Below are 26,904 nucleotides of genomic sequence, written 5' to 3' on the forward strand. Positions count from 1 at the left end.
TTGGATGCCCATTTTTTGGCCTTTATTCACCTCGCCGCAACCGTTCTCTGGTTGCGTGACTGTTAACAACTCCTAGCCCTTTTACCATCGAAGCTCAAGAAAGCAAAAATGGGGGTTGGTTTTATTGCTTTAGGTTCCTTTAACAAAAACGGGACGGTGGCCATAGTTTGTGATATAAGACGAGATATCAAAACTAAGTATTGTCCCTTGAACAGGGGACAATGAGGGGACAAAAAAGTTGATTAAATCAGATATCACCTAGATTTACTCAGACAAGCTTTCACAAAAGGTCATTATACGCATCATTTGAAGGCATTTTATTTACTATCCAAATCCAACTAAGAAGACAGGATAAAGTCCCTGCATCTCCACCGTTTGATTTTCAAACTCATTCAAAAAGCCTCAAATCGTATGATTTGGGGCTTTTTTGTGTTGATTTCTACCAAAGCCGCCCATTATCCGGACCTTGCGCGGGCCCTGGCAGGGCATGCTGGTTAACTGAAGTAGTCTGAAAGTGGCTGTTGAAATAATTGGGGCGGCATCGTCCGGCCTTACAACAGGCGAGGCAGCAGCTTATTGCAAGCCGTGCGTTGACCAGGCCAGCGAAGCGCCCCCATTGGGTGGCCCGGCGTTGAAGCCGCGCCAAAACGATTCGGCCGAGGCGCTGGCATGGCACCTGCCGGATGGCGGCCGGCAGCTCTCGTGGCCAGGCGCATTTACGCCATTCATCGGGCGACGCCTTGCCGGGTGTTGCGGCCAGGCCCGAAGCAGGCTACGGCCTGCCTCCGTGCGGTATATCCAGGCTGCCTCTATTTGCCGTAGGGCTGGTTTCGGCCGTTGTGCAGGGACTTACGTTAAAGCCATTGTTGAGCTGGCTGAAACCAGGTGGCAAGTAAGCTGCCTGCCCTGCTGCCGTCGCCTTTTCTTTTTTTATTGCCTGTGCTTCCCACCCGCCTTTATTTTTCCAACGCCGTCGGCTCGGTCCTGTTCGTGCCCGATGCCTTCATATACCTGCATTTTTCGGGCGAGCCCATGACCAGTCCCGAGCTGCGCGCCCTCTACGTGCACGCTGCCAATCTGCTGGCCCGCCACGGCCTGACCGGCATCCTGGCCGACCACCGGGCCATGCCCGCCGCCTTCGAACCCCCTGACCGCGAGTGGCTGCTGACCGAGTGGCTGCCCGGTACGGTGCCGCCGCCGCCGCCCACCATTCGGTATGCCGTGCTGCCCAATCCCAGCCCGGTGCGCCGGCTGCACACCGAGGACGTGCTGCGCGAGCTGGGCCACTACGTCAGCGTAACGGTTTTCGAGAGCCTGGAGGAGGCCGCGGCTTCGCTGCAATCAGGCCAGAACCTTTCCGACACGGGGGCCGCTGCGCCCGATGCTCCGCTCCGCTAGCCGCTGCCGATGGATTTACCCCTGCTCCGCTGGCTGCGCGCCCGCTTCGATTTGGCCCACGACATGGCCGACCCGGCCGAAATTGTGGCCGATGTGGAGGCGGGCATTGCCTTCAAAGGCACCAACCTGTGGGTGCTGTTCTTCGCTATTCTGGTGGCTTCGGTGGGGTTGAACGTCAATTCGACGGCTGTCATCATCGGGGCCATGCTCATCTCGCCGCTCATGGGGCCCATTGTGGGCGTAGGGTTTGGGGCTGCGACCTCCAACCTCGACCTGGTGCGGCGGGGCCTGAAAAATCTGGGCATCGCGGCCGGACTCAGCCTGCTGGTATCGGCGCTGTATTTCCGGCTCACGCCCCTCACCGATGCCGGCTCGGAGCTGCTGGCCCGCACCACGCCTACCACCTGGGATGTGGCCATTGCCTTGTTTGGCGGGGCGGCCGGGGCCATCGGCTTCACCCGGCGCGAGGTGAGCAACGTGGTGCCGGGCGTATCCATTGCCACGGCCCTGATGCCGCCGCTGTGCACGGCCGGCTACGGCCTGGCCACGGCGCATTGGGCCTTCACGGCCGGGGCGCTCTACCTGTTCTGCATCAACGCGGCCTTCATCAGCCTGGCAATGTTTCTGGTGGCGCGCATTCTGCCGCTGCCGCACCACGAGTTTGAAAACCCGCGGCAGGCGCGGCGGGCCAAGATTTTATTCTGGCTGGTGGCCCTGCTCACGGCCGTGCCCAGCGTGTGGCTGGGGGCCCGCATCGTGCGCCGCACCACGTTCGAGCACAACGCCCAGCGCTTCGTGGACGAGGAGCTGAACCTGCCCGGCGCATACGTGGTAACGCGGCGCATCGAGTACGACCAGCGGGCCATCAACGTGCTGCTCACGGGCCGGGTGCTCACGCCCGCGCAGCTGCGGGCCGTGCGGGGCCGCCTGCCCGAGTATCATTTGAGTCGCGCCCGGCTCACGGTGCGGCAGGGCCTGGCCCAGTTGGACTCGGCCGATGCCCACGCCCTGCGCAGCAGCCTGCTCGAAGACCTGCGCAGCCGCAACGAGCAAACCCTGGCCGGCTACGATGCCCGCCTGGCCCAGCTGCAGCAGCTTCTGACGCAGCAAGCCAGCCCCACCGGCCTGCCCGCCCCCGAGGCCCTGCTGCGTGAGGTGCAGGCCGAGCACCCAACGGTGCGGCAGCTGGCCCTGAGCCAGCTGGCACATCCCGCCGCCGACTCGCTGCGGGCCGACACTACGGTGGTAGTATCGGTGCGGACCGCCCGGCCCCTGCCCGCCGCCGAAGTGCAGCGCCTGTCCCAGTGGCTGCGCGCCCGCGCCGGCACGCGCCAGGCCGTGCGCCTGCTCGTAGAGGCCACCCAATAAGCGGCCGCTAGTGCTGGCTTTCCAGCCGGGCGATGGCGGCTTTCATCTCGGCAATTTCGCGCTCCTGCGACCGGATGATGCCTTCCGAAAGCTTTTTCACCTCCGGGTCCTGCAGGGTGGCCGAGCGGCTGACCATGATGGCCGACGAGTGGTGCGGAATCATGGCTTTCATGTACTGCACGTCGCCTACCGGCGTTTGGGTGCGCAGCAGCGTGAGCGTGAGGGCAAATACCACGACGCTGCCGCCGGCAATCAACCGATTCAGGCGCTGGTTGGGGTACATGTGGCGCATCAGACCCAGCATCACCAGGGCCATGGCCGCCACCATGAGCAGGCTCATGTAGGTGCGCGTAAGGCTGAGGTAGATGTGGTCGGGCTGGTCCACGTTCAGAAACATCACCGTGTACATCACTACGAACGAAATTGCCAGCATCAGGGCGAAGCCGCGGTAAGGGTGCGGCGGCATGGGCGCGTTGGAATTCATCATAGCTGGTCAGGAAAAAGGTTTTGCGGCCCCGAATCGGTTGGGCGGCCCCTTGCGGCATACGCGCAGCGGGGCGACCAAGGTTGACCGCCTCGCGCCTGTGGCCCGATGGGCTGGGCGGGCCAGGCCACGGCCACCGAAGCGCAGCACCTGCGCTGGGAAGCCGACGAACTAGCCTGACAGCCACGACATCAGCGGCATACTGCTACACCCAGCCGGTGAGCTTCCAGGACAGGAGCTCGAAGGCGTGGTGAAATTCGAGCATGCAGCGGGAAAAGCGGGTGAGTAGCTACCCGGCCCGCTGTCGATAACCCGCCCCCGCAGCCGCTCCCGAATCGGGCGCCCCGCAAGTGGCGGTAGCAACAAAAAAGCCTCGGCGGGTGCGGAGGCTTTTTTGGGTAGTTGGTTGACGTCTATCGGCTTTCTGTTGTAAAGCAAATTAGATTCCCGTCATCTTATCCTATATTTTATCGTACCTATATGGCGCGCAGTTATCTATTATTCCTTGTAGTAATAAATATTCACTTCACCCGTGTCCTTCAAATAGCCGTTTTCGACAGCCCAATTTAAATAAAAAAGCGTCGCGGCGGTATCAGGCCAGAATCGGTCAATTTTTTGCCCGTTGTCAATTCCAGATATCTTTTTTAAAGCTCCGAGCCTGCAGTAGTTTACAGTCATACCATAAAACCTAAGGTTGTGAGATATTCTTGGGTCTAGCGCTTTTGTCAACAAGAGTTTAATTGCTGACGTGTCTTTTGCTTCGCCTAACTCATAACAGGCTTCGTCAATCTTAGTCTTGTCGTCAGAAAGCAGGTCTCTTTTATATTTCGCTGCTGGTGTGCAAGAAACAAAAAAGGCAAATCCAGAAAAGAGTAACACAAAATATCGGATGGATGCCATAGCAAAATTAGTTGAGCATAATTTTCTGAAAATCATCGACTAAGCATTAATAACTTTCGCACATTATCTACCCTCTATTAGCGGCAATCTAGACACCAGCAACCACAATCTCCTACTCCTTCCCCTCCACCCGAAACTTTGGCGCCGCGTAGTCCTTGGGCAGGTAATCGGCGGGAATGGTGGTCTGGTTGCCGTCGCGGGCGGCGCGGTAGTGGGGCGACATGATTTCGACCCCCGCCGCGTTGAACTGGTCCTGGATGTGCTGGTGGATGCGCGAGTAAATCAGGGCCTGGCGGCTGGCCTCGCGGGTGTAGGCGTTGAGCTGGTAGCTCACGTAGAAATCGTCGAGGCTGGTTTGGAGCACGAAGGGCGCGGGCTCGGCCAGCACGCCCTCAGCCTGCGTGGCCGCCGCGATGAGCAGCCGGTGCACCTGCGCCCAGGGCACGTCGTAGCCGATGGTGACGGTGGTGTGCAGCACGAGGCCCAGCGTGGGCGCGGCGCTGCTGAAGTTGGTGGTGTAGGAGCTCATGATGGAGGAGTTCGGGATGGTGATTTCCTCGTTTTTGATGGTGCGGATGCGCGTCACGAGCAGGTTTTTCTCGATGATGTCGCCCGTCACGTCCCCGATTTTCACCCGGTCGCCGAGCTTGTAGGCCCGCATGTAGGTGAGCACCAGCCCGGCCACGATGTTGGACAGCGACCCCGCCGAGCCAAACGTGAACAGAAACCCCAGAAACACCGACACGCCCTTGAACACCGGCGACTCGGAGCCCGGCAAATACGGAAAAATCACCACCAGCAGGAAGGCAAACACCAGCACCCGCACAATCTGGTAGGTGGGATTGGCCCAGTCGGGATAGAAGCCGTCGATGGTGAGCCGGCCCAGCCGGATTTCCTCCTTCAGAAAATGCACGCCCCGCAGCACGTAGCGAAACACCGTGACAATGACCACAATGGTTATCAGGTTGGGCAGGAAATCCCAGAGCGCCAGCCCGATTTTCCGCAGCGGCGTCAGCACGTAGCCCAGCAGCGTATCGGCCACGCCCTGCGTGCCGGGGAAGATGCTGAACAGCAGCGGCAGCACCAGCGAGATAACCAGGAAAATGACCACCCAGCGCAGCACCGTGAGCAGCAGCAGCGCCGCCTCCAGCCCCCGGCGGGGCGTGAACAGCTCGTAGTTGTTCAGGCGCACGGCCCGAAACCAGGTGGTTTCCTTGGTGAGCAGCTTGTGGCGCACCCAGCCGAAAAGCCGGTTCATGAGCCGCACCACGAAGTAGAACGCCACCAGCACCAGGAGCACCAGCCCGATTTCCTTGAGCACGTTGCCGAAGCGGTGCGCCTCGCGGTAGCGGGCCACGGCCTGCACGATGCGCGCCCGGTACTGCCGGGCCAGCGCGTCGCGGGGCTGGCCGGCCCACAGTGCATCGGTTTCCGACACGCTCTGCACCACCAGCTCGCCGTACATCAGGTCGATGGTTTGCTCGGCTGGGTAGAGGCGCAGCGAGTCGGGCCGGAAGTTGACGTTGGCTTCGAGGCGCTGTACTTTCTCGGCGATGAGGGCGGCCCGCTCACGGGGTGAAAACGGCCCCAGCTTGGTGTAGATGCGGAACAGCGTGTCCTGCCGCAGCACCACGGGGAAGCCCTTGGTGGTGGGCCGCAGCGCGTCGATGTGCTGCCGGGCCTGGGTGAGCCGCAGCGAATCGGCGCGCCGGAGCAGGGCCGCGGCGCGGGCCGAATCGGTAGAAATTTTAGCCGGAATTTGGGCCGCCGCCGGGCCACCCGCCAGCACGGCCAGCAGCGCCAGCCAATGGAAAATAAAATGACGCATGACCAAGGCAAACAGGCCCGCCGGCACGGTTCCGGCGTAGGGATGAGCCCAACAAGGTAGACGCTTTTCACCCAATCCCCACGTAAAAGTCCCGACCTTGCGTAAAAATACGGACCACTGGCCCGTTCCCCTAAACCCTCCTGAATGCCTGATTCCCCGTCCCGCTACACCCGCCTCCTCGCCTGGTTCGACCACCGGCTGCTCCGCCGCCTCTACACCGACCGGGTGCGCCGGCTAATTCTGCAGAGCTTTCCGTTCTGGTTTGCGTCGGTGGTGGTGGGCGGGGTGGCGGTGGGCTACGAGCGGCTGTTTGCCTGGGCCGAGCAGCTGAGCTTTGTCTGGCTGCGCCACCAGCCGCTGCTGGCGTTCGGGCTCACGCCGCTGGCGTTTTTCGTGTCGTGGGTGCTGGTGCAGCAGTTTGCGCCGGCCGCGCGGGGCAGCGGCATTCCGCAGGTGATGGCGGGCATCGAGCTTTCCACCCCCAGCCAGCACGGACGCACGGGCTACCTGCTGAGCCTGCGCGTGGCCATTGTGAAAGTATTAAGCAGCGTGGCCCTGCTGCTGGGCGGCGGCGTGATTGGTCGCGAGGGGCCGACCATCCAGATTTCGGCGGCCATTTTCCGGGCCATCAACCGCCTGCAGCCGGCCGGCTGGCCGCAGCTCTCGCGCCAGATTGCCCTGGTGACGGGCGGCGCGGCCGGGCTGGCGGCGGCCTTCAACACCCCGCTGGGCGGCATTGTGTTCGTGGTGGAGGAGCTGACCCAGATGCACATGGCCCGCTTTCGGATGGCCGTGTTTTCGGCCGTCATCATTGCCGGGCTCACGGCGCAGGCCTTTCTGGGGCCGTACTTGTACCTGGGCTTTCCGAAGGTGACGGCCCACGTGGGCTGGATTCTGGCCACGGTGGCGCTGGTGGCGGTGGTGTGCGGCCTGGCCGGGGCGGTGTTTGCCAAGACTCTGCTGTGGCTGGGCAGCTACCGCAAGCGCTTCGCCGGCTTCGGCCCGCAGGCGGGCTGGGTGCTGGGCTGCGGCCTGCTGATGGCCGGGCTGGCCTACCTGGTGGGCCAGGAAGGCGTGGGCACGGGCAAGCCCATCATCAACCGCCTGCTGTTTGAGAATGACGGCCAGACGCCCTGGTACCTGTTTCCGGCGCGCTTCGCGGGCATGGCCCTGAGCTACAGCGGCGGCGGGGCGGGCGGCGTGTTTGCCACCTCGCTCAGCGCCGGGGCCATTCTGGGCGACGGCCTGTGCCGGCTCGGCGCGGTGCCCCTGGAGGACCGCAACCTGCTGATTCTGGTGAGCATGGTGAGCTTTCTGACGGGCGTGGTGCGCTCGCCGTTCACGGCGGCCATTCTGGTGCTGGAAATGACGGACCGGCACTCGGCCATTTTCCAGCTGCTGCTCAGCGGCCTCATGGCCCAGGCCGTGGCCTCGCTCCTCGACCCGCACTCGCTCTACGAGCACCTGAAAGTGAGCTTTCTGCGCGAAGCCCTGGACCAGCCGGCGCCCAAGCCTACCACCCGCCCGGCCGAAGTCACGCCTTAGAGCGGATTCGGGGTCAAGGAGCAGCGCAGGCAGTAGCGCGACTCCGAAACCGCTCCAGGTGGTGCTGCGCGTGCAGGTCAACGGCAAATCGTATTGATTTGAGGCACTTCTCGGGTTGGTGGGGCCTGTTCCCGGGCGGCGGGCGGCAAGCTCTGGGACATGCGCTTACGGGCGGGCAAAACGGTCAAATTATGCAAGTCTGCGGCGGTATTTAGTACCAGCCCAGCCATTCGGCAGCCGTTCCTTTGCAGTGGTGGTGATGAGCAGCGGCCGGCTGGCCGCCAAGCCCACGCGCCGCCCTTACGCCCCTCGCCATGGAACCCGCCACCCGAACCGAAACCCTCGCCATCGAAGGAATGACCTGCGCCTCGTGCGCGGCGTTCGTCGAAAAATCGCTCAGCCGCACGCCGGGCGTGCAGCGGGCGCTGGTCAACTTCGCCACCGAGCAAGCCACCGTGAGCTACGTGCCCGCGCAGGCGTCGCCGGCCACGCTCAGACAGGCCGTCATCGATGCCGGCTACGGGGTGGCAGCGCGCCAGCCCGCTACCAGCGCCGCCGAGCGCAGCGCCGAAACCGACCGCCAGAAGGCGCTGGCCTACCGGCAGCTCAAGCGCCGCTTCGGAGTGGCGGCGGGCCTGGCGGCCGTCATCATGGCCCTAAGCATGCTCATGCTGTGGCCGGCCCTGATGATGCGCGTGAGCGAACCGGCGCTCAACTATGGCCTGCTGCTGCTCACGCTGCCGGTTCTGCTCTACAGCGGGCGCGAGTTTTACGCCTCGGCCTGGAACGGCATCCGGCACCGGACGGCCAACATGGACACGCTCGTTGCCGTGGGCACCGGCGCGGCCTTTGGCTACAGCCTGGCGGCTACGGTGGCACCGGGCTTTTTCAGCAGCCGGGGCCTTGCGCCCGCCGTGTACTACGATACCACGGCCACCATCATTGCCCTGATACTGCTGGGCAAGGTGCTGGAAATGCGCGCCAAGGCGCAAACCTCGGCGGCCATGCGCAGCCTGCTGGGGCTGCAGGCCAAAACCGCCCGCGTGGTGCAGCCCGATGGCGCGGAGGTGGATGTGCCCATCGGGCAGGTGCAGCCGGGCGACGTGGTGGTGGTGCGCCCCGGCGAGAAAGTGGCCACCGACGGCCTCATCACGGCCGGCAGCTCGGCCCTGGATGAGGCCATGCTCACGGGCGAGAGCCTGCTGGTGCCGAAGACGGTGGGCGACCCGGTGTTCGGGGCCACGCTCAACAAAACGGGCTCCTTTCGCTTCCGCGTGACCAAAGTAGGAGCCGACACCGTGCTTGCTCAGATGGTGAAGCTGGTGGAAGATGCCCAGGGCAGCCGCGCCCCCATTCAGCGGCTGGCCGACAAGGTGAGCGCCGTGTTCGTGCCCGCGGTGGTCGTTATTGCCGTGCTGACCTTCGGGCTGTGGCTGGTTTTGGGCCCGGCCGGAACGCGGCTGCCGCTGGCGCTGGTCAACTTCGTGGCCGTGCTCATCATTGCCTGCCCCTGCGCGCTGGGGCTGGCCACGCCCACGGCCATTATGGTGGGCACGGGCAAGGGCGCGGAGCACGGCGTGCTGATTCGCAACGCCGAAGCCCTGGAAAAGGCTTATCAGGTAAACACCGTGCTGCTCGATAAAACCGGCACCATTACCCGGGGCGAACCCGCCGTGACAGACCTCTGGACGCTGCCCGACCAGCCGGCCCGGCAGCTGCTGCCCATGGTAGCCGCCGTGGAGCGGCAGAGCGAGCATCCGCTGGCCGAAGCCGTGGTGCGCCACGCCGAGGCGCAGGGCGCAGCCGCCCTGACGGCCACCAACTTCCGGGCCATAGCCGGCAAAGGTGCCGCCGCCACCGTGCGCGGCCAGGCCGTGCTGATTGGCAACCGCCGCCTGCTGGCCGACGAGAACGTGCCCCTGCCGCCGGCCCTCACCGCCCGGGCCGACGGGCTGCTGCGCCAGGCCAAAACCGTGCTCTACGTGGCCGTGGACGGCCAGGCCGTGGGCCTGCTGGGCGTGGCCGACACCGTGCGCGACACCTCGGCGGCGGCCATCAAAAAGTTGCAGGCCCTGGGCATTGAAGTGGTGATGATGACCGGCGACAACGCCGAGACGGCCGCCCAGGTGGCCGGGCAGGTGGGCATCGGGCGCTACTTTGCCAACGTGCTGCCCCAGGACAAGGCCGGCAAAGTGCAGGAGCTGCAGGCCGAGGGCCGCACCGTGGCCATGGTGGGCGACGGCATCAACGATGCGCCGGCGCTGGCGCGGGCCGATGTCGGCCTGGCCATTGGCGCGGGCACCGACGTGGCAATGGAAGCGGCCGGCATCACGCTCATGCGCTCCGACCTGCACGGGGTGGTGACGGCCATTGCGCTGTCGCGCCGCACCATGCAAATCATTCGGCAAAACCTGTTTTTCGCCTTTCTCTACAACTCGCTGGGCATTCCCGTGGCGGCCGGGCTGCTGTACCCGTTTTTCGGCATTCTGCTCTCGCCCATGCTGGCGGCCGGGGCCATGGCCCTGAGCTCGGTGTCGGTGCTCACCAACTCGCTGCGGCTGCGCGCCTTCAACAATCAATAAAACAAGACCAGCTTACTCAGCCGACTTCGGGGCGCGTGAGCTGGAGCAGCAGCTGGCAGAGGTCGGCTTCTTCGAACGGCTTGGTGACGCAGCCGTTCATGCCGGCGGCCAGGTAGTGCTGGCGGTCGGTTTCGAAGGCATTGGCGGTGAGGGCAATGATGGGCACCTGCGCCCGGCGGGCAGCAGGATGCCGGCGAATGGCCTGCGTGACTTCGACCCCACTCAGGCCCGGCATCCGGATGTCGAGCAGAGCCGCGTCGAAGTCGTGGGCGGTGAGCAGGGCCAGCGCCTCGGTGCCGGTGCCCACGGCCTGCACCTGCACCCCCCAGTATTCGAGCAGCGAGCGGGCAATCCATTGGTTCACCGGGTTGTCTTCGGCCAGCAGCACGCGCAGGCCCCGCAGGGCTTCGTAGCTGGCGGTGCCCGGTGGCGGGCTGGCGGGCGGCGCATCGGCCGCCACCGGCAGGGCCAGGGCAAAGGAGAAAGTGGTGCCCGCGCCGGGCTGGCTGCACAGGCGCAGCACGCCGCCCATCTGCTGCACCAGCTGCTCGCTGATGGCCAGGCCCAGGCCCGTGCCGCCAAAGTGCCGGCTGGTATCGGAGCTGGCCTGAGCAAAGAGCTCGAAGATGTGCTCCTGCTGCTCGGGGGCAATGCCCAGGCCGGTATCCTGCACCCAGAAGCGCAGGCTGACGGCCCCGGCGGCCGTGCCCAGCCGGGTGGCGCCCACCCGAACGCTGCCGGCCTCGGTGAATTTGAGGGCGTTGGAGAGCAGGTTCAGCAGCACCTGGTGCAGGCGGTACGCATCGCCCAGCACGCGGGGCAGCGGCAGCAGCGGCACTTCCACTTCCAGGCCGATGCCCTTCTGGCTGGCCAGGGCGGCCATGGTTTGGCTGGCACTGTGCAGCAGCACGGCCACATCGAAGGGCGCATGGTCGAGCTCGAGGTGATGAGAGGTGATTTTGGCCAGGTCCAGTACGTCATTCACCAAGGTGAGCAGATGCTGGCCGGCGCGCTGCATGGTGGCCAGGTACTCCTGCTGGGCCGGGCTGAGCACCGTTTTTTGCAGCAGCAGCGCCATGCCCAGCACCCCGTTGAGCGGCGTCCGGATTTCGTGGCTCATGCGGGCCAGGAAGGCTTCCTTGGCCTGGGCATTGGCATCGGCAGCCTGCTGGGCGCGCTTGAGGTCGGTGATGTCGGTGCCCACCACCAACACCTCGCGCTCGCCGTTGGCGCGGTTCAGGAGCCGGAAGTGCAGGTGCAGGTAGCAGGTTTCGCCCGAGCTCATGGTCAGGGGCAAATCGGCATCCAGCGGCTGGCGGGTGTTCATCACCTGCTGGCGCCAGGCCACCAGCTGGGCCACCTCCGCCTGCACCGGCGCGGGCTGGTGCTGCGCGGGCTGCCGATGCACGCTCCGGGCGGCCAGGGCATCGAAGGCCGCGTTCTGAAAAGCCACCTGCCCCTGCTGGTTTATCACGTACAGGATATTGGGCAGGGTGTCCACAATCAGGCGGATAAAGTCCTGCTGCTCGCGCAGCAGCGCCTCGCTCTGGCGCTGGCGCTCCTCGGCGGCGTAGCGGGCCGTGATGTCGATGCCCGAGCCCACCACCAGGCGCAGGGTGTCATCGGCGGCAAACACGGCCCGCAGGGTGCGCAGCACGCGCTTGGGGCCCTCGGGGCCGGGCAGGGTTTCTTCCCACGACACGTCGGTGCGCGTGTGTACGGCCTGCCGGAAATACTGCTCGCGCTGGGCCCCCAGCACAGCCGGCCGCTGCCGCAGCGCGAAGTATTCGGCATTGGTCAGGCCAATAACCTGCTGGCGCAGGGCGGGGTCGGCAATCGAGGACGGGTTGATGAACAGGTGGCGGTGGTCGGCATCGAATACGGCAATATCCACCGGCAGGTAGTTGAGAATCGACTCGTAGAACTCCCGCTGGCGGGCCATCTCCTTCTCCGCCTGCCGGCGGTCCGTAATGTCAATGCCTGACCCAATCAGGAAGCGCAATTCCCCGTCGGGGCCGAAAATGGGCCGCAGCTGGCGCAGCAGCAGCTTCTCCTCGGGGCCGTTGTAGGACCGTTCTTCCCAGTTCACTTCCCGCCGCTCGCGCACGGCCGTTTCGAAGCCGCGCCGCCGTATTGCCGCAATGGCCGGAGGTATCTGCCGGAAGGCACAGGCCTCTTCGTTGGTTTTGCCCATCAGCCAGGCGCGCACTTCGGGGTTGGGCTCCACAGCCGGGTTGGCGTACAGGTAGCGGTAGTCGGCATCGACCACTGCCAGGGCAATGGGCACCTGCTCCAGAATGGTTTCGTAGAACATGCGCTGCTCGGTGAGCTGCCGCTCGGCCCGCCGCCAGGCCGTAATGTCGGTGAGGTATAGCGTCACCAGGGCTTCGCCGGGCAGGGCCACGGCCGTGCACAGAAAGTGCTGGCCCGCAATGGCCAGCTCCTGCTGGTGCTGCCGGGCGGTGTGCAGGGCCGCATCGGCCAGCTCCGCCAGGTGCTGCTGCCACGCGGCGGGGGCGGCGGCGGCCAGCGAGTGGGCCAGGGGCTCGGCGGCGGGGTTGGCGTGCACCACCCGCCCGGCGGCATCGAGGCGCAGCACGGGGTTGGGGTTCTGCTGCGGAATAAAGGAAATGGTGCGCTGCTGCGCGGCGCGGCGGTGGTGCGCGGTCACGTCGCGGTAGCAAATAAGGCGGCTCGCCGGCTCGCCGGCTATCACCAGGTAGTCGAGGGCAACCACGCGGCCATCGGCCAGCGCAAACTCTTCCTGCAGCACGCTCTGGCCCTGCTCGTGCAGCGACCACGCCCGGGCGGCAAAAGACGCGGGGTCGCGAAAGCAGTGGTCTATTCTCAGCGGGGCGGCTTCCCCGTCCGGCTCGTCGGGCAGGCCAAACAGCTCGCGGAACTGCGCATTCATGAGCTGCGGCTGGCCGGTGGCGCTCACCAGCAGCAGGCCCATGGGCAGGTTGTCGGCGAGCGTGGCCAGCTGCTGCTGGCTGCGCCGGGCCTGCGCCTGAGCGGCGGCCAGCTGGCGCTCCAGGTCGGCTATGCGGGCGGTGGCGGCGGCCAGCGCTTCCTCGTGCGGCGCACCCGCGCCGGCCGCCGGTGGCACGGCGCCAGCATCGGGCGGAAGTGGCGGAAAGACAGGCATCGCAACGCGGGCATCAGATTGTTAACCAATAACCTCAGCAATAATCCAACGAACTTTTCGGGGCAGGCCGTCGCTACCGGGCAGGTAGGCCGGCAGCCGTGCTAAAGGTAGAAGGAAGTCGGGGGATACAAGCCGCGGCGGCGGCTACATCAGCACTACACTACGAAGAATGTAGCGTCGGGTGTTTGGCTTTGATGGCCTGCCGGGCTACGCGCAGCCGGCCCGGCCCCACCAGGCGCACCCGGGCCTGCGGATGGCGGAAAAAATAAGCGCCGTCTTCCACCACCAGCTGGCCGGCAACCACGATACGGGCGTTGGACAGCAGCTCCAGCGCGCCCCCTTTTTTTATCACCAGGCGGGCGTGCGGCCCAATGTAGAGCGCCGCTTTTTCGGCGGGCGCTTCGGCAATGGCCAGGGCATTGTCGGCCCCCACCACCACCTGCGCGGCCACGCCCCGGCCCGCTGCTCCGCCAATGACCAGCCCGCCCGGCACCGCGTGGCGGCACGCCGGGGCCAGCAGCTCCAGCCGGCCCGCCACCCGCAGGCCGGCCGCCGCGCTGCCGAGCACAAAATCGGTGGGGGGCCGGCTGGCGAGGGGCTGGCCATCGCGCACCACGGTGGTGCCGCTGAGCACCGCGCCCGCCAGCGTGTTGGCCGCCCCCAGCGGCGGCCGGGCATAATCGAGCAGGAAGGTGCAACTCCGGAAATGGAACCAGTCGGCGGTGTCCCGCGCCGCCGGCCGGGCCTGCACGAGGTAGCTGCGCGTGCCCACAAACCGGCACCTGCTGAAGCTCATGCGGCGGGCAACGGAGTCGGAATACAGCGTGGCCGGGCCGTAGGCCGGCTGCCCCCGGTAGGGCCGGTCTTCGAACGTGCAGCCCACGAAACGCGTGGCTTCGGCAGGCGTACTGGCCTGGCAGCCATGAATAAACGCGCCGTAGATGCGGCAATTTCGAAACAGAAAGCCCGGCTGCGTCACCCAGGCCGACCAGTTGCTGGTGCCCCACAGCAGGCAGCCCGTGGCCACCACATGGCCCACGGTGGCGGGCCGGTCGTTGCCCGGCCGGTCCGACACGATGCCCTGGCCGGCATTGTCCACGAAGCGACAGTTGTCGAGGCGCACGTTGGTCACGAAATTATCCTGCGGCTCCAGGTCGATGCCCGCGCCGGGGTTCGAGAACAGGGGCTTGCCGGTGGCCGCCACCGGCACCCGGCCGGTGTGGCTGAAGCTGCAGTTCGTGGCCCGAAAGCCGTTCACGCCCGTGAGCGACAAGCCCTGGCGGCCGTTGTAGTCGCAGGTCGAGTTTTCGAGCACGATGTCGTCGCGGCTGGGGTCGTCGAGGCTTTTGGCCCGGCCGTTGAGCACCTGCATCCCATCGCGCCCGAAGTGGTGAATGGCCAGCCCACGCAGCCGAATCCGGCGCGAGCCGGTGATAAAAACCCCATCGAACCCCAGCTGAATGCCGGTATCGCCCCAGTGCCCGCCCACCAGCAGGTGCGGGCTGTTGCCGTTGAGGTTAAGCCCCGCAACCTCCACGTTTTCGCAGCCCAGCAGGGCAATGCAGGTCTCGACCGTCGCGGCGTAGCTGCGGTCCACGAAGTAGGCGGTGGGGGCCTCGTAGGGCAGGCGGGTGGCGGGGTCGAAGGCCCCATAGCGCAGGCCGGCTGCGTAGCGGATTTCGGTGGTGGCGCTGTCGTCGCCCAGCACTTTCAGATTGCGGCAATTGTTGAGCAGCAGCACATTGCCTCCTTTGCCAGTGCTGTCCTGCCGGCCCACCAGGTACACGCCCTTCGGAATGCGCAGCTCGGCCGGGCCGGCCCCGGCCGGGGTGGCGGCCCGCTGGTTGAAAAACGCCGCCGCCCGCTGAAAAGCGGCCTGGTCGTTGGTTTTGCCGTCGCCAGCGGCGCCGAAATCTTTCTTCAGGTCTTTGCGGAGCACGGCCTGCCCGTGGGCCGTGCCCCCAGGCATCAACAGCCAGCAGCCTGACAGCAGCAGCCTGACCGTGAAGCGTACCATCATGTTCTGCCTCCCCTTAAAGCACCAGCTGGCCAAACAGCCGGGTGAGCGCCGCGCCCGCATCGGTGCAGCGGCCGGGGTGCACCGCCGAGCACTGCACCACCGTGCTGCGCGTGGCCGTGAGCCAGCGAAACCGCTCGGCCACGGCCAGCTGGCCGATGACGCCCCCCGTGGCGCGGCCCCGGCAAATGCGCTCGAACGCCTGCAGGCGGGCGGCAATTTCCTCCAAATCCAAATCGGGGGCCACGGCCAGCAGCCGGGCCTCGGGCAGCACGAAGCGCGTTTCGAGAAAGCCCAGCGCGCGGCAGTACACGATAACGCCCACGTTCAGAAATTCTTCGCGCTCCACGCGGGGCACCACGCGCAGCACGGCGTACTCAAATAAGTGCATGGCGGGCATCCTGGGCTTCCTGAACAAAGGTTTCTGAGGCGGCGAGGCGGGCTTCGAGGAAGCGCACGTAGTCGGCACGCTGGGCTTCAGCCGGCTGGTCGCCGTTGGTCAGCCACTCGTCGGGCACCAGCGCCACAATGGCGCGGAGGACGTCGGGCGTGAGGCGGGCCCGGTACTCGGCATCCACTTCGGCCAGCTCGCTGGCCTGCGGCAGCAGCACGTGGGTTTTTATCTGCGGAAACGGGCGCGGGCGCGGGGCGGCCCACTCGGGGCCGGCGTGGTGCACGTAGAGGGCCGCGCCGTGGTCAATCAGCCACAGCTCTTTGTGCCACATCAGCATGTTGGTGTTGCGGGCGGTGCGGTCCACGTTCAGCGTCAGCGCATCGAGCCACACAATCTGGGAAGCCAGGCGCGGCGCCACGGTGGTCACCAGCGCATCGTAGGTGATGGCGCCGGAGAGGTAGTGCAGGGCCAGGTTGCGGCCGGTGCTGCCCTGCAGCAGGTCCTGGATTTCCTCGTCGGGCTCGGTGCGGCCGAAGCTTTCGTCGAGCTCGCAAAACACGAGCTCGGGCACGCGCAGGCCCAGCACACGGGCTATTTCGCCCACAATGAGCTCGGCAATCAGCGCCTTCACGCCCTGGCCCGCGCCCCGGAACTTCACCACGTAGAGAAAGCCGTCGTCGGCCTCCATCAGGCCGGGCAGGGAGCCGCCTTCGCGGAGCGGCGTCACGTAGCGCGTGAGCACCACGGTGCGGAGGTCGGGGGCAGCAGTTGCCGGCATAAAAGTGGAGCAAGAGGAATGGAAAGCGCAAAGGACGGACATAGCCGGCAGTTGCGCACAATGCCGGCTTGCCGGTACTGGCACCGGCCGCCCGGCCGGGTGCCGGTGCCAGTGCCGCCCCGGTTTGCCCCCCCTTGGCTCCGAAAAAAGCAGTACCGGTGCTGCCCGCAGCGCAGCTTCGGCGGAGCTTATTTAGAGGGTCTATAAATATTAATTATCAAATATTTTATTTAATAAATTTAATTACATTTGAATAGGGTTTGCCGTGGTGACAGACCCATCCGAATTCCCACTTTAACCACAACCAAACACATGGAAAACAAGGTATTCATCCTTGGAGCCTGCGGGCGTCCATCGTTTCGGGAAACCGGGCTGCTTCGGGCAGCCGTGCGTTTCTTTCTGCTCTGTTGCGTGCTGGCGCTGGCACTCCCGGCCCGGGCCACGCACTACCGCTACGGCAGCCTGACGTGGCAAACCGTGCCCACCGACCCCACGGGCCGCACCATCAAGTTTAAGGTCACGCAGTCTTACCGCGAAGACTATCCCTGGCCGGTGCCACCCGTTGTGGGCGGCACCGAAAACCCCGGCAATCTGGATTTCGGGGACGGGGCTTTCGCACCCATCAACCTGGTGGTTACCTCGGTGAACCTGGCCGAAAACTCCTTTTCCGGCGAAGTCGAAATCACCCACACCTACGCCACCATCAGCACGTTCACGGCCTTTTTTACGGGCAGCAACCGGCTGAGCCCGCCGCTGCAAAACAACGCCGACCAGCCCTGGTACGTGCAAACCAATGTGCGCACGGGCTCCATGAACAACTCGCCGGTATCGAACCTGCCCGCCGTGGTGAACCTGGCCGTGAACCAACCGGCGGCCACCTTCACGGTGCCCGCCTCCGATACGCAGCCCCTCACGTTTTCGCTCGCTACGCCGGCCGATTTCCCGGTGCCGTTCGTCAATGCGCCGGGGCTGGTGATTACGCCCACGGGCACGGCCACTTTCTCGACGGTGGGCAAGGCGGTGGGGAATTTCTACAACGCCATTGTGAAGGTTTCCGATGGCTCGACCACCATCATGGTCGATTTCCTCATTCGCATTGTGGGGCCGTCGGCCAGTCCGGTGTTTGACTACAGCACGGGCTTCACGCCGGCCAATGCCAGCACCCGGCAGGTGGTGGTGGGCAACCCCGTCTCCTTCATTGTGAAGGCTTTCGACCCCAATGCCGGCGACGTGGTGAGCCTCAGCGGCAGCGGCCTGCCTCCGGGCTCCACGTTTGGCATTCCGACCCCGGCCAACCCGGTGCAAAGCACCTTTGCCTGGACGCCCACGGCCGGAGCCGTAGGCCCGCACGTCGTCAGCTTTGCGGCGCAGGACCAGGTTGGGGTGCAGGCCATTACGTCCGTCACCATCAATGTGATTCTGTGCAATACGCAGCTGAGCACGGCCGTGACCAACGTGAACTGCAACGGCAAGCGTAACGGCAGCATCGACCTGACCGTGACCGGCGGCACCGCGCCCCTCTCCTACGCCTGGACCGGGCCGGGCGGCTACACCTCGGCCGGGCAAGACCCCACCGGCCTGGCCGCCGGCACCTACTCCGTGACCGTGACCGATGCCAACAACTGCCGCGCCACCACCCAGGCCACCGTGACCGAGCCGCCGCTGGAAATGCCCCAAATCAGCTGCCCGGCCAGCATGAGCGTGGCCAGCGATGCCGGAACGTGCGGCGCAATAGTGACCTACACCGCCCCGGTGGGCACGCATAGCTGCCGCAACGTGAGCACTGCGCTGACGGCCGGCCTGCCCAGCGGTGCCCTGTTTCCGGTGGGCATCACCACGGTGGCCTATACCGTGACCGATGACGCGGGCAACAGCAGCTCCTGCAGCTTTGCAGTGACGGTGAGCGACCTGACCCCTCCCACGGTGCTCACCCAGGACGTGACCGTGACGCTGGCGGGCGGCACGGCCAGCATCACCGCCGCCCAGGTCGATAACGGCAGCAGCGATGCCTGCGGCGTGGCCAGCCTGAGCGTAAGTCCTTCCACCTTCACCTGCGCCAATTCCGGAGCCAATGCCGTGCTGCTGACCGTGACCGATGCCAACGGCAACTCCGCCACGGGCCCGGCCACGGTGACGGTGCTGGGCGGCAATCCTTCGCCGGGCATCACGGTCACCAAATCGAGCGCCGTGTACACCGGCGTGGGCCCCAACACGCTGGTGCTGGGCTACGGTGCGCAGTCGGCCACGCTCACGGCCTCGGGTGGCGTGAGCTATGCCTGGAGCCCGGCCGCTGGCCTGAGCAATGCCAGCATTGCCGACCCCGTATTCACGCCCACGGCGGCCGGCACCTACACCTACTCGGTGCTGGTGACGAATGAGTACGGCTGCGCGGCCACCGCCAGCGTGACCCTGACCGTGATTGAGGCCCGCTGCGGCAACAAAAACGACAAGGTGACGGTGTGCCACAACGGCCACGAAATCTGCATCTCGCCCAATGCCGTGGACGCCCACCTCACCGGCCACCCCGGCGATGTGCTGGGGGCCTGCCCGCCGAGCGCCTGGAGCAAGATGGCAGGCGCAGCCTCCACGGAGCTGAGCATCTACCCCAATCCCTCTTCCGCACTCACCACCGTCTCGTTCCGGATGCCGATGGACGGCCAGGCGCAGGTACGCATCTACAACCAGATGGGCCAGCTGGTAAGCACCGTGTTTGAGGGCGCCGCCAAGACCGGCGAGGTGCGCACCGTGGCGCTGGACAGCCAGCCGCTGCCCGCTGGCGTGTATCAGTGCCGCCTCATCACAAACACGGCCACCGAAACCACCCGGCTGGTTGTGGAGAAATAGGCGCTTCGCCGCCCTGCATTCACGAAAAAAAGCCCGACCAGTTTTGGTCGGGCTTTTTTTATTGGCTCAGCCCCAGCCCGCTACTTACGCTTGCGGAAATACACGTCGTTGCTGATGGACTCCAGCTTGAGCAGCGGGCCGCTGCCGCTGAGGGTGCCGTGCAGCTGGTAGCCCACCACGGGGTTCTTGCGCTGGGTGGTGCTGAAGGCAATGTCCTGGTCGGTATAGACCTCGCCGGTAACGGTTTTGAGCGCCACCTCGGCCCCCTGGCCGGACGGCCACGCCACGTCCACGAAGCCGCTCAGCGACTTGGCCTCGATGGTGCCGCTGAGGCCCACAATGTCGATGTTGCCGCTGTAGCTGAACACGCGCAGGGCCACGTCGGCGGGCAGCGTGATTTCATAGCCGATGTCGTCGCACACCTGCTGGCCGAACCACATGTTGTGGTCGCCGGTGGAGTTGGGGCAGTCGCCGGAGCGGGCCTGCTTCAGCAGCTCCTTATCGAAATCGGCGGTTACCCGCAGCTCGTCGGCGGTGGGGTCGAGGGCTAGTTGCAGGGCATCGTTCAGGCGGTTGGAGTTGATGCTGACGGTGGCTTTAAGCGTCAGCTCGCCGGCGGCCCCGGGCCGGATGCGGATGTTGCTGGCCTGCTTCAGGTTGAGAAACACGCGCTGGCCGGCAGCCAGGCGGGCGGTTTTTTCGATGATTTTCTGGGCCGAAGCCGGCTGGCGGCCAGCGGCGGCGCACACCAGCAACAGGAGAATAAAGAACCGGCGCATCTTTCAGGGGTTAGGGGTTAATGATTAACGGTTAATTCCAACCGAAAAAGGCCGTCGTGCTGAGCGCAGCCGAAGCAGCGCCACCGCTTCGCTGCTTATTAGTCACTCACCAACCCAAGCAGCGGGTTTTTCAGCATCCATTCGTTGCAGCGAATGGCTTGCCACTGCGGCAGAGCTGCTTCGACTGCGCCCGGCACGACGGCCTGAATCGGACGCGCTATTTTGCCTTGCGAACGTAGATATCGCCGCTCACCGTCTTGAGCGACACGGCGTTGCCGCCGCCGTTGATGTTGCCATCCACCACCTGCCCGCCGATGTGCCGCATGTTGTCCTGGCTTTTCAGGCTCAGGTCGAAGTCGGTGTAGATTTCGCCCGACACCGAGCGCAGCTTCAGGGTAGCTTTGGTGCTGGCGGGCATGCTCACGTCCACGTCGCCGCTCACCGTCGAGATGGAGCTGGGGCCCTGGCGCATGGGCGCAAACCGCACCAGAATGTCGCCGCTCACGGTATTGGCCACCACGGGGCCGGCCACGTTTTTCAGGCTGATGTCGCCACTGGTCATGCTCACTTCCAGGTCACCGCTCACGTCGCGCACCTGCAGGTCGCCGCTGCCGCTCCAGCCGGCCTGCTTGTACTGCACCGCCGCCGCGCGCGGCACCCGAATGATGTAGCTGGCATCCTTGCGCGAGGCCCGCGTGATGCGGACCGTGTTGCCGTCCTGCGTCACCGAAAGGCCCATTTTGGTGTTGTCCACGGCCGAGTTGTAGATAGGGCGCAGGCCCTCGGCCCGCTTGGGCGGCTCCTCGAAGCCGTCGCCCTTTATCACCAGCTCGTTGCCGTCGATGCCTTCCACCACCACGTCGCTGCCCTGCATATCGACGACGATTCTGGGGTCTTTGCTGCTGAGTTTGGTTTTGAATTCCTGGGCGTGGCTGGCGTGGGTCAGCAGCAGGCCCGCAAAGGCGAATAAGAAGATTTTATGCATGGGATTGGAGGATATTAATCAGAGAAGAAAGGCAGCCGGCCGTAGGGCGCGGGGCTTGTCCCCGCCCGTCGTTGCATGGGCTGCGGCTGAATCGTGCCGGCGGCGGGCGGGAACAAGCCCCACGCCCTACGCCAGACCAGAGAAAGTGCTTAAATCAGTTTGCCGATGCCGGCCTCGGCCTGGGCCCGCACCACGGGCAGGGCATCGGGCTTTTTGGCAAGGCGCTGCAGCTGCGGCACGGCGCGGTGCACGCGCAGCGATACCACCATGTCAATCAGCGCAATCTGCACGTTGGGGTCGGTTTGAATGGGCAGCGAGTTGGCCAGGCCTTCGCGCACGCCGGGGGCATCGCGCAGGCGGTAGAGGGCTTCGCAGGCGGCCAGCCGCACGTTGGGGTTGGGGTCGAAGTTGAGGGTATTGAGCAGCACCTGCACCGTGTTGTCGTCGGCCTCCGGCGCTTTGGTGGAATTGGTCACCAGCTGAATCCGGTCGCTGGCCGAAACGGACTGGCCGTTGCGGCCGGTCAGGGCCTTGGCCAGCTCGACGCGGCCCGGTTTTTCGGGGCTGGTGGCGGCCAGGGTGCCGCTGTCGGCGCTGCCCCAGTGCAGGTTGCGGCCCAGAAACACGCCCGAGGCAATCAGCACGATGCTGGCGGCCACGCGCAGCCAGCTGCTGGCCGCGGCCGCGGGCCACATCGACACGACTTTGGCTTCGGGCCGGGCTTCAGGCTGAGCCGGGGCAGCAACCGGCGCCACGGCGGCGGCCTCGGCGTTCAGCAGCTGCTTTTGCTGCTCCAGCATGGCCATGAAGTTGGCACGCAGGGCCGTGCGGGGGATTTCGGGCAGCTCGGCGTCCAGGTCGTCGGAGAGGGCGCGGAGCTGGGTTACCTGCAGCTGGCAGCTGGGGCACTGGGGCAGGTGGGCGGCCACGCGCGCGGCCTCGGCGGCCGGCAGGCTGCGCTCGACGTAGGCCGGCAGCAGGGCTTCCAGCTCGTGGCAGGCAGATGGTTCGGGCGTTTTCATATCGTTAATTGGCGAAATAGATTTTGCGAAGCGCCTGCAGGGCCCGGTGGGCTTTTACGCGGGCGGCCTCGGCGGTGCAGCCCAGCAGCTTGCCGATTTCCTCGTAGCCGAAGCCCTGGAAGCGGTTCAGCACCAGGATTTCGCGCTGCGGCACCGAGAGCAGGCTGAGGGCTTCGTGCAGGTCGTCGTGGCTGCCGCTGGCCTGCATGTGGGAGAAGGCCGCGCCGCGCAGGCCGCCGGTGCGCTCCACTTCGTCCACGTCGGCGGTGCGCAGCTTCTGCTGGCGCTGCCAGTGGTCGGCGTGCACGTTGCGGGCCATCTGGTACACCCAGGCCCGGAAGGGCTGGGTGGGCTGGTAGCTGCTGCGGTACTTGAGAATGCGCTCGAACACGGTCTGGGTGAGGTCTTCGCTGATTTCGCGGTCGTTGGTGAGGCGGGTGAGGTAATTGAACAGGGGTCCGTGGTAGCGCTCAAAAAGCGGCACCAGTTGGTCGAGGTCATCGGCCCGGACGGCGGCCATCAGTGCTTCGTCGCTCGTGGTTTCCACGGAAGGTGTTTAGGTAGGGGGTTGGAATGAGAGGAGTACCCGGACAAAGGTCATTCGTTACAGCCGCTTCGAAAAAAAATTCGGGAACCCTGAAAAGCAGCCCGTCAGATTCGGTAATACGCTGGAAATGTTAAGGTAATGGCGTCCGGATAGTTTTGCCCCCTGATTCATCAAAACTTCACCTATGCCCTTGAAAACTACTTTTTTCCGTTTCAGCGCAGCTTTCGCACTCGGCTTGTGCGCGGCCGGCACTACGGCCCGGGCCCAATCGGTGGCCCAGGGCTTCGAAAGCGCCGCCGCCGATACCTGGAGCTTCACCCCCACCCCGGCTACTTACAACGACCTCGCCGCCACCGACCAGTGGGGCGTGCTCACCACCATTGGCACGGCCGGCACCGGCCTCACCGTAGCCACGCCCCCGGCCGGCGCCAACCTGTGGGGCGGGCGCGATTTGGAAGGCCCGCTCACCAGCAACCTGAGCATCTGGCATTACCTCGACTTTGCGCCCGTGGCCATTGCCACCGGCAGCACGGCGGCCAATACGGTCACGTTCAAATACTTCAGCAACGCCCTCGACGGTCCCGACTCGCTGGCCTACGTGGTGCGCTTCGACAACGGCACCACCTGGCCCGTGCCGCGCACCTACACCCAGCTCAATAAGGACACCCAGGCCTGGACCACCATCACGGTGCCCGTGCCGGCCGGCAGCACCCACGCCCGCCTGCGCCTGGCCGTGCGCCAGAACGGCAACGACGACTGGGTGGCCTTCGACGAAATCAGCCTGAGCCGCGTGGCGACGGCCGTGACGCCCGACCTCGGTTTCACGGGCAGCACTGCGCCCATCATCGTGAATGAAAACGCGGGCAGCGTGGCCATTGCGCTCAGCATTCGCAACGCCAATACCACGGCCAGCACGGTGCAGGCCATCGTAGCCCCGCTGGGCACGGCCACGGCCGGCGCTGATTTCACCTTCGCCACGCCTCAGACGCTGACGTTTGCGCCGGGCAGCACCACGGCCACGCTCACGCTGCCCATCCTGGACGATGCCACGGCCGAAGCGGCCGAATACTTCACGGTACGCCTCCAGAACCCGACCAACGCCACGCTCACGGCTGGCGCCACCGAGTTTCTGGTCTTTATTAAGGACAACGACACGCCGGCCCCGGCCCGCACCGGCAACCTGCGCCTGAACCTGCTGGGCAGCTACCAGAACGGCGTGAGCGGCACCAATTCGGCCGAAATAGTGGCCCACGACCCCACCACGCAACGCCTGTACGTAGCCAACTCGGTGGGCGGCAAGCTCGATATTCTCAACTTCAGCACGCCCGGCGCGCTCACGGCGGTGGCGTCCGTCAGCATGGCGCCCTATGGCGGCATCAACTCGGTGGCGGTGCGCAACGGCTTGGTGGCCTGCGCCGTGGAAAACACCAACCCGCAGGCCGATGGCAGCATCGTCTTCTTCGACCAGAACGGGGTGTTCATCAAGCAGGTGACCGTGGGCGCCATGCCCGACATGATAACCTTCTCGCCCGACGGCCTGAAGCTCATCACCGCCAACGAAGGCGAGCCCAACCAGGCCTACACCACCGACCCGCTCGGCTCGGTGTCGGTCGTGGACCTGACCGGCGGCATTGCGGCCGTGAACCAGGCCCGCGTTACGACGCTGGATTTCAGCGCTTACAATTCGCAGGCGGCCGCGCTGCGCACGGCCGGCATCCGCATCTACGGCGGCCCGGCCGGCACGCCCAGCAGCGTAGCGCAGGATTTGGAGCCCGAGTACGTGGCCGTTTCTTCTGATTCGCAAACCGCCTATATCGGCCTGCAGGAAAACAACGCCATGGCCACGCTGAACTTGGCCACGCTGCAGTTCACGGCCCTGCGCCCCATCGGCTACCAGGACCACAGCCAGCCCGGCTTTTCGCTCGATGCTTCGGACCAGGCGGCTGATGTATTGATGGCCAACTGGCCCATCCGGGGCATGCGCCAGCCCGATGCCATTGCGCATTTTGAGCTGCCGGCCGCGCTGGGCGGCGGCCGCTACCTCATCACGGCCAACGAGGGCGACGCCCGCGAATACACCGGCATGAGCGAGGTAAACCGCCTCGGCGATGCCGCTTACGTGCTCGACCCCACGGCTTTTCCGCAGGCCGCCCTGCTGAAAAACGCCAGCGCCCTGGGCCGCCTCAACGTGACCAACAAGCTGGGCGACACCGATGGCGACGGCGACTTCGACCAGATTTACGCTTACGGCGGCCGCTCGTTCAGCATTCTGAACGCCGGCACCGGCGCGCTGGTGCACGACAGCGGCGACCTGCTCGAACGCCTCACCAGCACCGATGCCACGTTTGGCAGCATCTTCAACGCCAGCAACACCACCGGCAACCCCGTCCGGAAAAACCGCTCCGACGACAAAGGCCCCGAGCCCGAAGGCACCACCATCGGCATGATTCGCGACACCGTGTACGCCTTCGTGAGCCTGGAGCGCCAGGGCGGCGTGCTGATTATGAACGTGAACGACCCGGCCAACCCGCGCCTGGTACAGTATATCAACAACCGCAGCCTGACCACCGGCGCCGGCGACCAGGGCCCCGAAGGCCTCGTGTTCGTGTCGGCGACCAACAGCCCCACCGGCTCGCCCCTGCTCATTCTGGCCAATGAGGTGAGCAGCACCGTAGCCGTGTATCAGATTGGCCTGCGCGGCGTGGTGACGACCACCAAAAACGGCCTTGCCGCGCCCGCCGCCCTCTTCTGCTTCCCCAACCCCGCCGCCCCCGATGCCGCCGTGCGCCTCAGCCGCCCCGTGGCCGGCACCCTGCTCGACGGCCTGGGCCGCGCCGTGCGCCAGCTGCCCGTGGCCACCGACCAGCTCGACGTGCGCGGTCTGCCCGCCGGCCTCTACCTGCTGCGCGCCACCGACGGCGCCACCAGCCGCCTAGTGGTGCGGTAAGCGGGCTCCTCACGGGCCAAACCACCTGGCTTAAGTGAGCAGCGTTGAAACCCTGACAAAGAGAAAGCCCTCGCCTGACAGGCGAGGGCTTTCTCTTTGTGCCGCCAGCAAAAAAATATTCCTAAAATAACCGGCGTATGTGCTACGGCTTAACGGCCATTATTCTCCGCCACACGGCCCGCGCTGCCCAACCGTAACAGGCCACGGCTTCTTCTTAAACAAGCCTTTCCGCAAAGCAGCCATCATATAGAAACCTATGAGTATTAATGCAGCAAACGACTGTGTTTAAATACATTACTTGTCAGAAAGCCCGTATTTTATTGTAACCACCGAGGGAAGTTGGCGCGTAAGGATTTCTGCAGCCTTGCCGCGCTGCACTTCGCGAGCTACTTCCACTCACATTTTCAGCCTCCGTATCATGAAAGCTTCCAAAATTTTCCTTGCCTCTTTGCTAAGCATCGGCCTCAGCAGCACCGCCTTTGCCCAGACGACACCGACCGGCACGATGCCCGGCAGCACCATGGGTACGCCCAGCGGCACCGCCAACCCCAATGGCTCCATGGCCAACCCCAATGGCTCTATGACCAACCCCAACGGCACCACTGCCACGCCCCGGAGCACCATGGATATGCCCAGCGGCACCATGGCCACCCCCGGCGGCACCATGACCACGCCCAGAACCACCAACGGCCGCACCACTACCCCCGGCACGAAGAGCAGAAGCCGCTCCTCGAACACCAGAACCACTACCAGCCCCGGCACCACGCCGGCAAACTAACCATTTGTGCGTCAAATCCGTATCCGGATACAAGCCGGCTGTTTCTTCCGAAGCAGTCGGCTTTTCTTTTCCCTTTTCTCTTCTCCCGCCATGAAACTGAATCTCTTACTCGCCGGCCTGCTGTTTGCCGCCACGGCCCAGGCCCAGACCGTTCCCTTCGACCCTTCGGCCCCGGTGCGGGGCGGCAGCCAGGGCCAGACCACCGTGCCCCCCGTGAACCCGGCCCTGAACCAAAGCACCATTCAGGGACCGCCCGATATGCAGCGCACGCCCACCAACCGCGACGCGCAACCCAGCCGCCAGGTGCAGGACCAGGGCTTCTCGCCGGCCGCCACGCCCGAAGTTTCGCCCAACGCCGTGCCCGACATCCGCGAGCAGCCGTTGATTAAGGACGGCCGCCGGCGCCAATCGACCGACGTGGTGCCCAGCCGCTCGCGCCGGAGCAGCAGCAGCAACGCCCTGCAGAACTAACTCCCGCTCCGGCTTTGCCCTTACGCCAAAAAAGCCCCGCTCATTGAATGAGCGGGGCTTTTTTTTGACGATGAACAAGCCCGTCGGCG

Annotated in this window: 19 protein-coding genes; 8 read left to right on the top strand and 11 right to left on the bottom strand. The window is 65.2% G+C overall.

Annotated elements, in window-relative coordinates:
• Positions 1 to 939: 939 nt before the first annotated feature.
• Both ACYVHT_RS09055 and ACYVHT_RS09060 read left to right on the top strand, forming a co-directional pair.
• On the top strand, positions 940 to 1,398 hold the full coding sequence (locus ACYVHT_RS09055) for a hypothetical protein (RefSeq protein ID WP_460550236.1): 459 nt from the start codon (positions 940 to 942) through the stop codon (positions 1,396 to 1,398).
• 9 nt (positions 1,399 to 1,407) lie between these two features.
• Positions 1,408 to 2,766 (top strand): DUF389 domain-containing protein, encoded by a 1,359-nt coding sequence (locus tag ACYVHT_RS09060; protein WP_460550238.1) that lies wholly within the window; start codon positions 1,408 to 1,410, stop codon positions 2,764 to 2,766.
• Positions 2,767 to 2,773: 7 nt separating this feature from the next.
• On the opposite strand, the gene ACYVHT_RS09065 is transcribed toward ACYVHT_RS09060, so the two are convergent.
• The 3 genes from ACYVHT_RS09065 to ACYVHT_RS09075 form a co-directional block, all read right to left on the bottom strand.
• Positions 2,774 to 3,253, bottom strand: coding sequence for a DUF305 domain-containing protein (locus ACYVHT_RS09065; RefSeq protein WP_460550240.1), 480 nt, complete (start codon positions 3,251 to 3,253; stop codon positions 2,774 to 2,776).
• A gap of 495 nt (positions 3,254 to 3,748) precedes the next feature.
• Positions 3,749 to 4,150, bottom strand: a complete 402-nt coding sequence (locus ACYVHT_RS09070) for a hypothetical protein (protein WP_460550242.1) — start codon at positions 4,148 to 4,150, stop codon at positions 3,749 to 3,751.
• Between the two features lie 112 nt (positions 4,151 to 4,262).
• Positions 4,263 to 5,978: a mechanosensitive ion channel family protein gene (locus tag ACYVHT_RS09075; RefSeq protein WP_460550244.1), complete on the bottom strand. Its 1,716-nt coding sequence runs from the start codon at positions 5,976 to 5,978 to the stop codon at positions 4,263 to 4,265.
• Between the two features lie 144 nt (positions 5,979 to 6,122).
• On the opposite strand from ACYVHT_RS09075, the gene ACYVHT_RS09080 reads away from it, so the two are divergent.
• Together ACYVHT_RS09080 and ACYVHT_RS09085 are read left to right on the top strand one after the other, a co-directional pair.
• The gene (locus ACYVHT_RS09080) at positions 6,123 to 7,523 is read left to right on the top strand and encodes a chloride channel protein (RefSeq protein WP_460550246.1); all 1,401 of its coding nucleotides are present in this window, start codon (positions 6,123 to 6,125) and stop codon (positions 7,521 to 7,523) included.
• 314 nt (positions 7,524 to 7,837) lie between these two features.
• Positions 7,838 to 10,105 carry a heavy metal translocating P-type ATPase gene (locus ACYVHT_RS09085; protein WP_460550248.1) on the top strand — a complete coding sequence of 756 codons (2,268 nt, stop codon included), beginning with the start codon at positions 7,838 to 7,840 and terminating at the stop codon, positions 10,103 to 10,105.
• 16 nt (positions 10,106 to 10,121) lie between these two features.
• On the opposite strand, the gene ACYVHT_RS09090 is transcribed toward ACYVHT_RS09085, so the two are convergent.
• From ACYVHT_RS09090 to ACYVHT_RS09105, 4 genes are all read right to left on the bottom strand, one after another.
• Positions 10,122 to 13,253, bottom strand: coding sequence for a PAS domain-containing protein (locus tag ACYVHT_RS09090; RefSeq protein WP_460550250.1), 3,132 nt, complete (start codon positions 13,251 to 13,253; stop codon positions 10,122 to 10,124).
• A 160-nt stretch (positions 13,254 to 13,413) separates the two neighbouring features.
• The gene (locus ACYVHT_RS09095; protein WP_460550252.1) at positions 13,414 to 15,273 is read right to left on the bottom strand and encodes a right-handed parallel beta-helix repeat-containing protein; all 1,860 of its coding nucleotides are present in this window, start codon (positions 15,271 to 15,273) and stop codon (positions 13,414 to 13,416) included.
• 13 nt (positions 15,274 to 15,286) lie between these two features.
• Entirely contained in the window at positions 15,287 to 15,670 is a 384-nt protein-coding gene (locus ACYVHT_RS09100) for a DUF3037 domain-containing protein (protein WP_460550254.1), read from the bottom strand.
• Positions 15,648 to 16,442 carry a HipA family kinase gene (locus tag ACYVHT_RS09105; RefSeq protein ID WP_460550256.1) on the bottom strand — a complete coding sequence of 265 codons (795 nt, stop codon included), beginning with the start codon at positions 16,440 to 16,442 and terminating at the stop codon, positions 15,648 to 15,650. Before ACYVHT_RS09105 ends, ACYVHT_RS09100 begins: the two co-directional genes overlap by 23 nt.
• A 312-nt stretch (positions 16,443 to 16,754) precedes the next feature.
• Here ACYVHT_RS09105 and ACYVHT_RS09110 point away from each other — a divergent pair, with 312 nt between their 5' ends.
• A complete protein-coding gene (locus ACYVHT_RS09110) occupies positions 16,755 to 19,286 on the top strand; it encodes an HYR domain-containing protein (protein ID WP_460550258.1) in 2,532 nt (843 codons plus the stop codon).
• An 80-nt stretch (positions 19,287 to 19,366) separates the two neighbouring features.
• Here ACYVHT_RS09110 and ACYVHT_RS09115 read toward each other — a convergent pair whose 3' ends face one another.
• The 4 genes from ACYVHT_RS09115 to ACYVHT_RS09130 form a co-directional block, all read right to left on the bottom strand.
• Entirely contained in the window at positions 19,367 to 20,065 is a 699-nt protein-coding gene (locus ACYVHT_RS09115; protein WP_460550260.1) for a DUF4097 family beta strand repeat-containing protein, read from the bottom strand.
• Between the two features lie 217 nt (positions 20,066 to 20,282).
• Complete coding sequence (locus tag ACYVHT_RS09120; protein ID WP_460550262.1) at positions 20,283 to 21,050, bottom strand: DUF4097 family beta strand repeat-containing protein; 768 nt, start codon at positions 21,048 to 21,050, stop codon at positions 20,283 to 20,285.
• Between the two features lie 149 nt (positions 21,051 to 21,199).
• The gene (locus tag ACYVHT_RS09125) at positions 21,200 to 22,072 is read right to left on the bottom strand and encodes a HEAT repeat domain-containing protein (protein ID WP_460550264.1); all 873 of its coding nucleotides are present in this window, start codon (positions 22,070 to 22,072) and stop codon (positions 21,200 to 21,202) included.
• A gap of 4 nt (positions 22,073 to 22,076) precedes the next feature.
• On the bottom strand, positions 22,077 to 22,619 hold the full coding sequence (locus tag ACYVHT_RS09130) for an RNA polymerase sigma factor (RefSeq protein ID WP_460550266.1): 543 nt from the start codon (positions 22,617 to 22,619) through the stop codon (positions 22,077 to 22,079).
• A 190-nt stretch (positions 22,620 to 22,809) separates the two neighbouring features.
• Here ACYVHT_RS09130 and ACYVHT_RS09135 point away from each other — a divergent pair, with 190 nt between their 5' ends.
• From ACYVHT_RS09135 to ACYVHT_RS09145, 3 genes are all read left to right on the top strand, one after another.
• Positions 22,810 to 25,566 (top strand): choice-of-anchor I family protein, encoded by a 2,757-nt coding sequence (locus ACYVHT_RS09135; protein WP_460550268.1) that lies wholly within the window; start codon positions 22,810 to 22,812, stop codon positions 25,564 to 25,566.
• Positions 25,567 to 25,984: 418 nt separating this feature from the next.
• Complete coding sequence (locus tag ACYVHT_RS09140; RefSeq protein WP_460550270.1) at positions 25,985 to 26,344, top strand: hypothetical protein; 360 nt, start codon at positions 25,985 to 25,987, stop codon at positions 26,342 to 26,344.
• 90 nt (positions 26,345 to 26,434) lie between these two features.
• Positions 26,435 to 26,815, top strand: a complete 381-nt coding sequence (locus tag ACYVHT_RS09145) for a hypothetical protein (protein WP_460550272.1) — start codon at positions 26,435 to 26,437, stop codon at positions 26,813 to 26,815.
• Positions 26,816 to 26,904 lie beyond the last annotated feature (89 nt).

It is taken from the genome of Hymenobacter daeguensis (assembly GCF_054780555.1).

Bases quoted from the DNA above. Each gene is read 5' to 3' on its own strand.
- ACYVHT_RS09060 (WP_460550238.1), top strand. From the start codon at position 1,408: ATGGATTTACCCCTGCTCCGCTGGCTGCGCGCCCGCTTCGATTTGGCC.
- ACYVHT_RS09065 (WP_460550240.1), bottom strand. From the start codon at position 3,253: ATGATGAATTCCAACGCGCCCATGCCGCCGCACCCTTACCGCGGCTTC.
- ACYVHT_RS09070 (WP_460550242.1), bottom strand. From the start codon at position 4,150: ATGGCATCCATCCGATATTTTGTGTTACTCTTTTCTGGATTTGCCTTT.
- ACYVHT_RS09075 (WP_460550244.1), bottom strand. From the start codon at position 5,978: ATGCGTCATTTTATTTTCCATTGGCTGGCGCTGCTGGCCGTGCTGGCG.
- ACYVHT_RS09080 (WP_460550246.1), top strand. From the start codon at position 6,123: ATGCCTGATTCCCCGTCCCGCTACACCCGCCTCCTCGCCTGGTTCGAC.
- ACYVHT_RS09085 (WP_460550248.1), top strand. From the start codon at position 7,838: ATGGAACCCGCCACCCGAACCGAAACCCTCGCCATCGAAGGAATGACC.
- ACYVHT_RS09090 (WP_460550250.1), bottom strand. From the start codon at position 13,253: ATGCCTGTCTTTCCGCCACTTCCGCCCGATGCTGGCGCCGTGCCACCG.
- ACYVHT_RS09095 (WP_460550252.1), bottom strand. From the start codon at position 15,273: ATGATGGTACGCTTCACGGTCAGGCTGCTGCTGTCAGGCTGCTGGCTG.
- ACYVHT_RS09100 (WP_460550254.1), bottom strand. From the start codon at position 15,670: ATGCCCGCCATGCACTTATTTGAGTACGCCGTGCTGCGCGTGGTGCCC.
- ACYVHT_RS09105 (WP_460550256.1), bottom strand. From the start codon at position 16,442: ATGCCGGCAACTGCTGCCCCCGACCTCCGCACCGTGGTGCTCACGCGC.
- ACYVHT_RS09110 (WP_460550258.1), top strand. From the start codon at position 16,755: ATGGAAAACAAGGTATTCATCCTTGGAGCCTGCGGGCGTCCATCGTTT.
- ACYVHT_RS09115 (WP_460550260.1), bottom strand. From the start codon at position 20,065: ATGCGCCGGTTCTTTATTCTCCTGTTGCTGGTGTGCGCCGCCGCTGGC.
- ACYVHT_RS09120 (WP_460550262.1), bottom strand. From the start codon at position 21,050: ATGCATAAAATCTTCTTATTCGCCTTTGCGGGCCTGCTGCTGACCCAC.
- ACYVHT_RS09125 (WP_460550264.1), bottom strand. From the start codon at position 22,072: ATGAAAACGCCCGAACCATCTGCCTGCCACGAGCTGGAAGCCCTGCTG.
- ACYVHT_RS09140 (WP_460550270.1), top strand. From the start codon at position 25,985: ATGAAAGCTTCCAAAATTTTCCTTGCCTCTTTGCTAAGCATCGGCCTC.
- ACYVHT_RS09145 (WP_460550272.1), top strand. From the start codon at position 26,435: ATGAAACTGAATCTCTTACTCGCCGGCCTGCTGTTTGCCGCCACGGCC.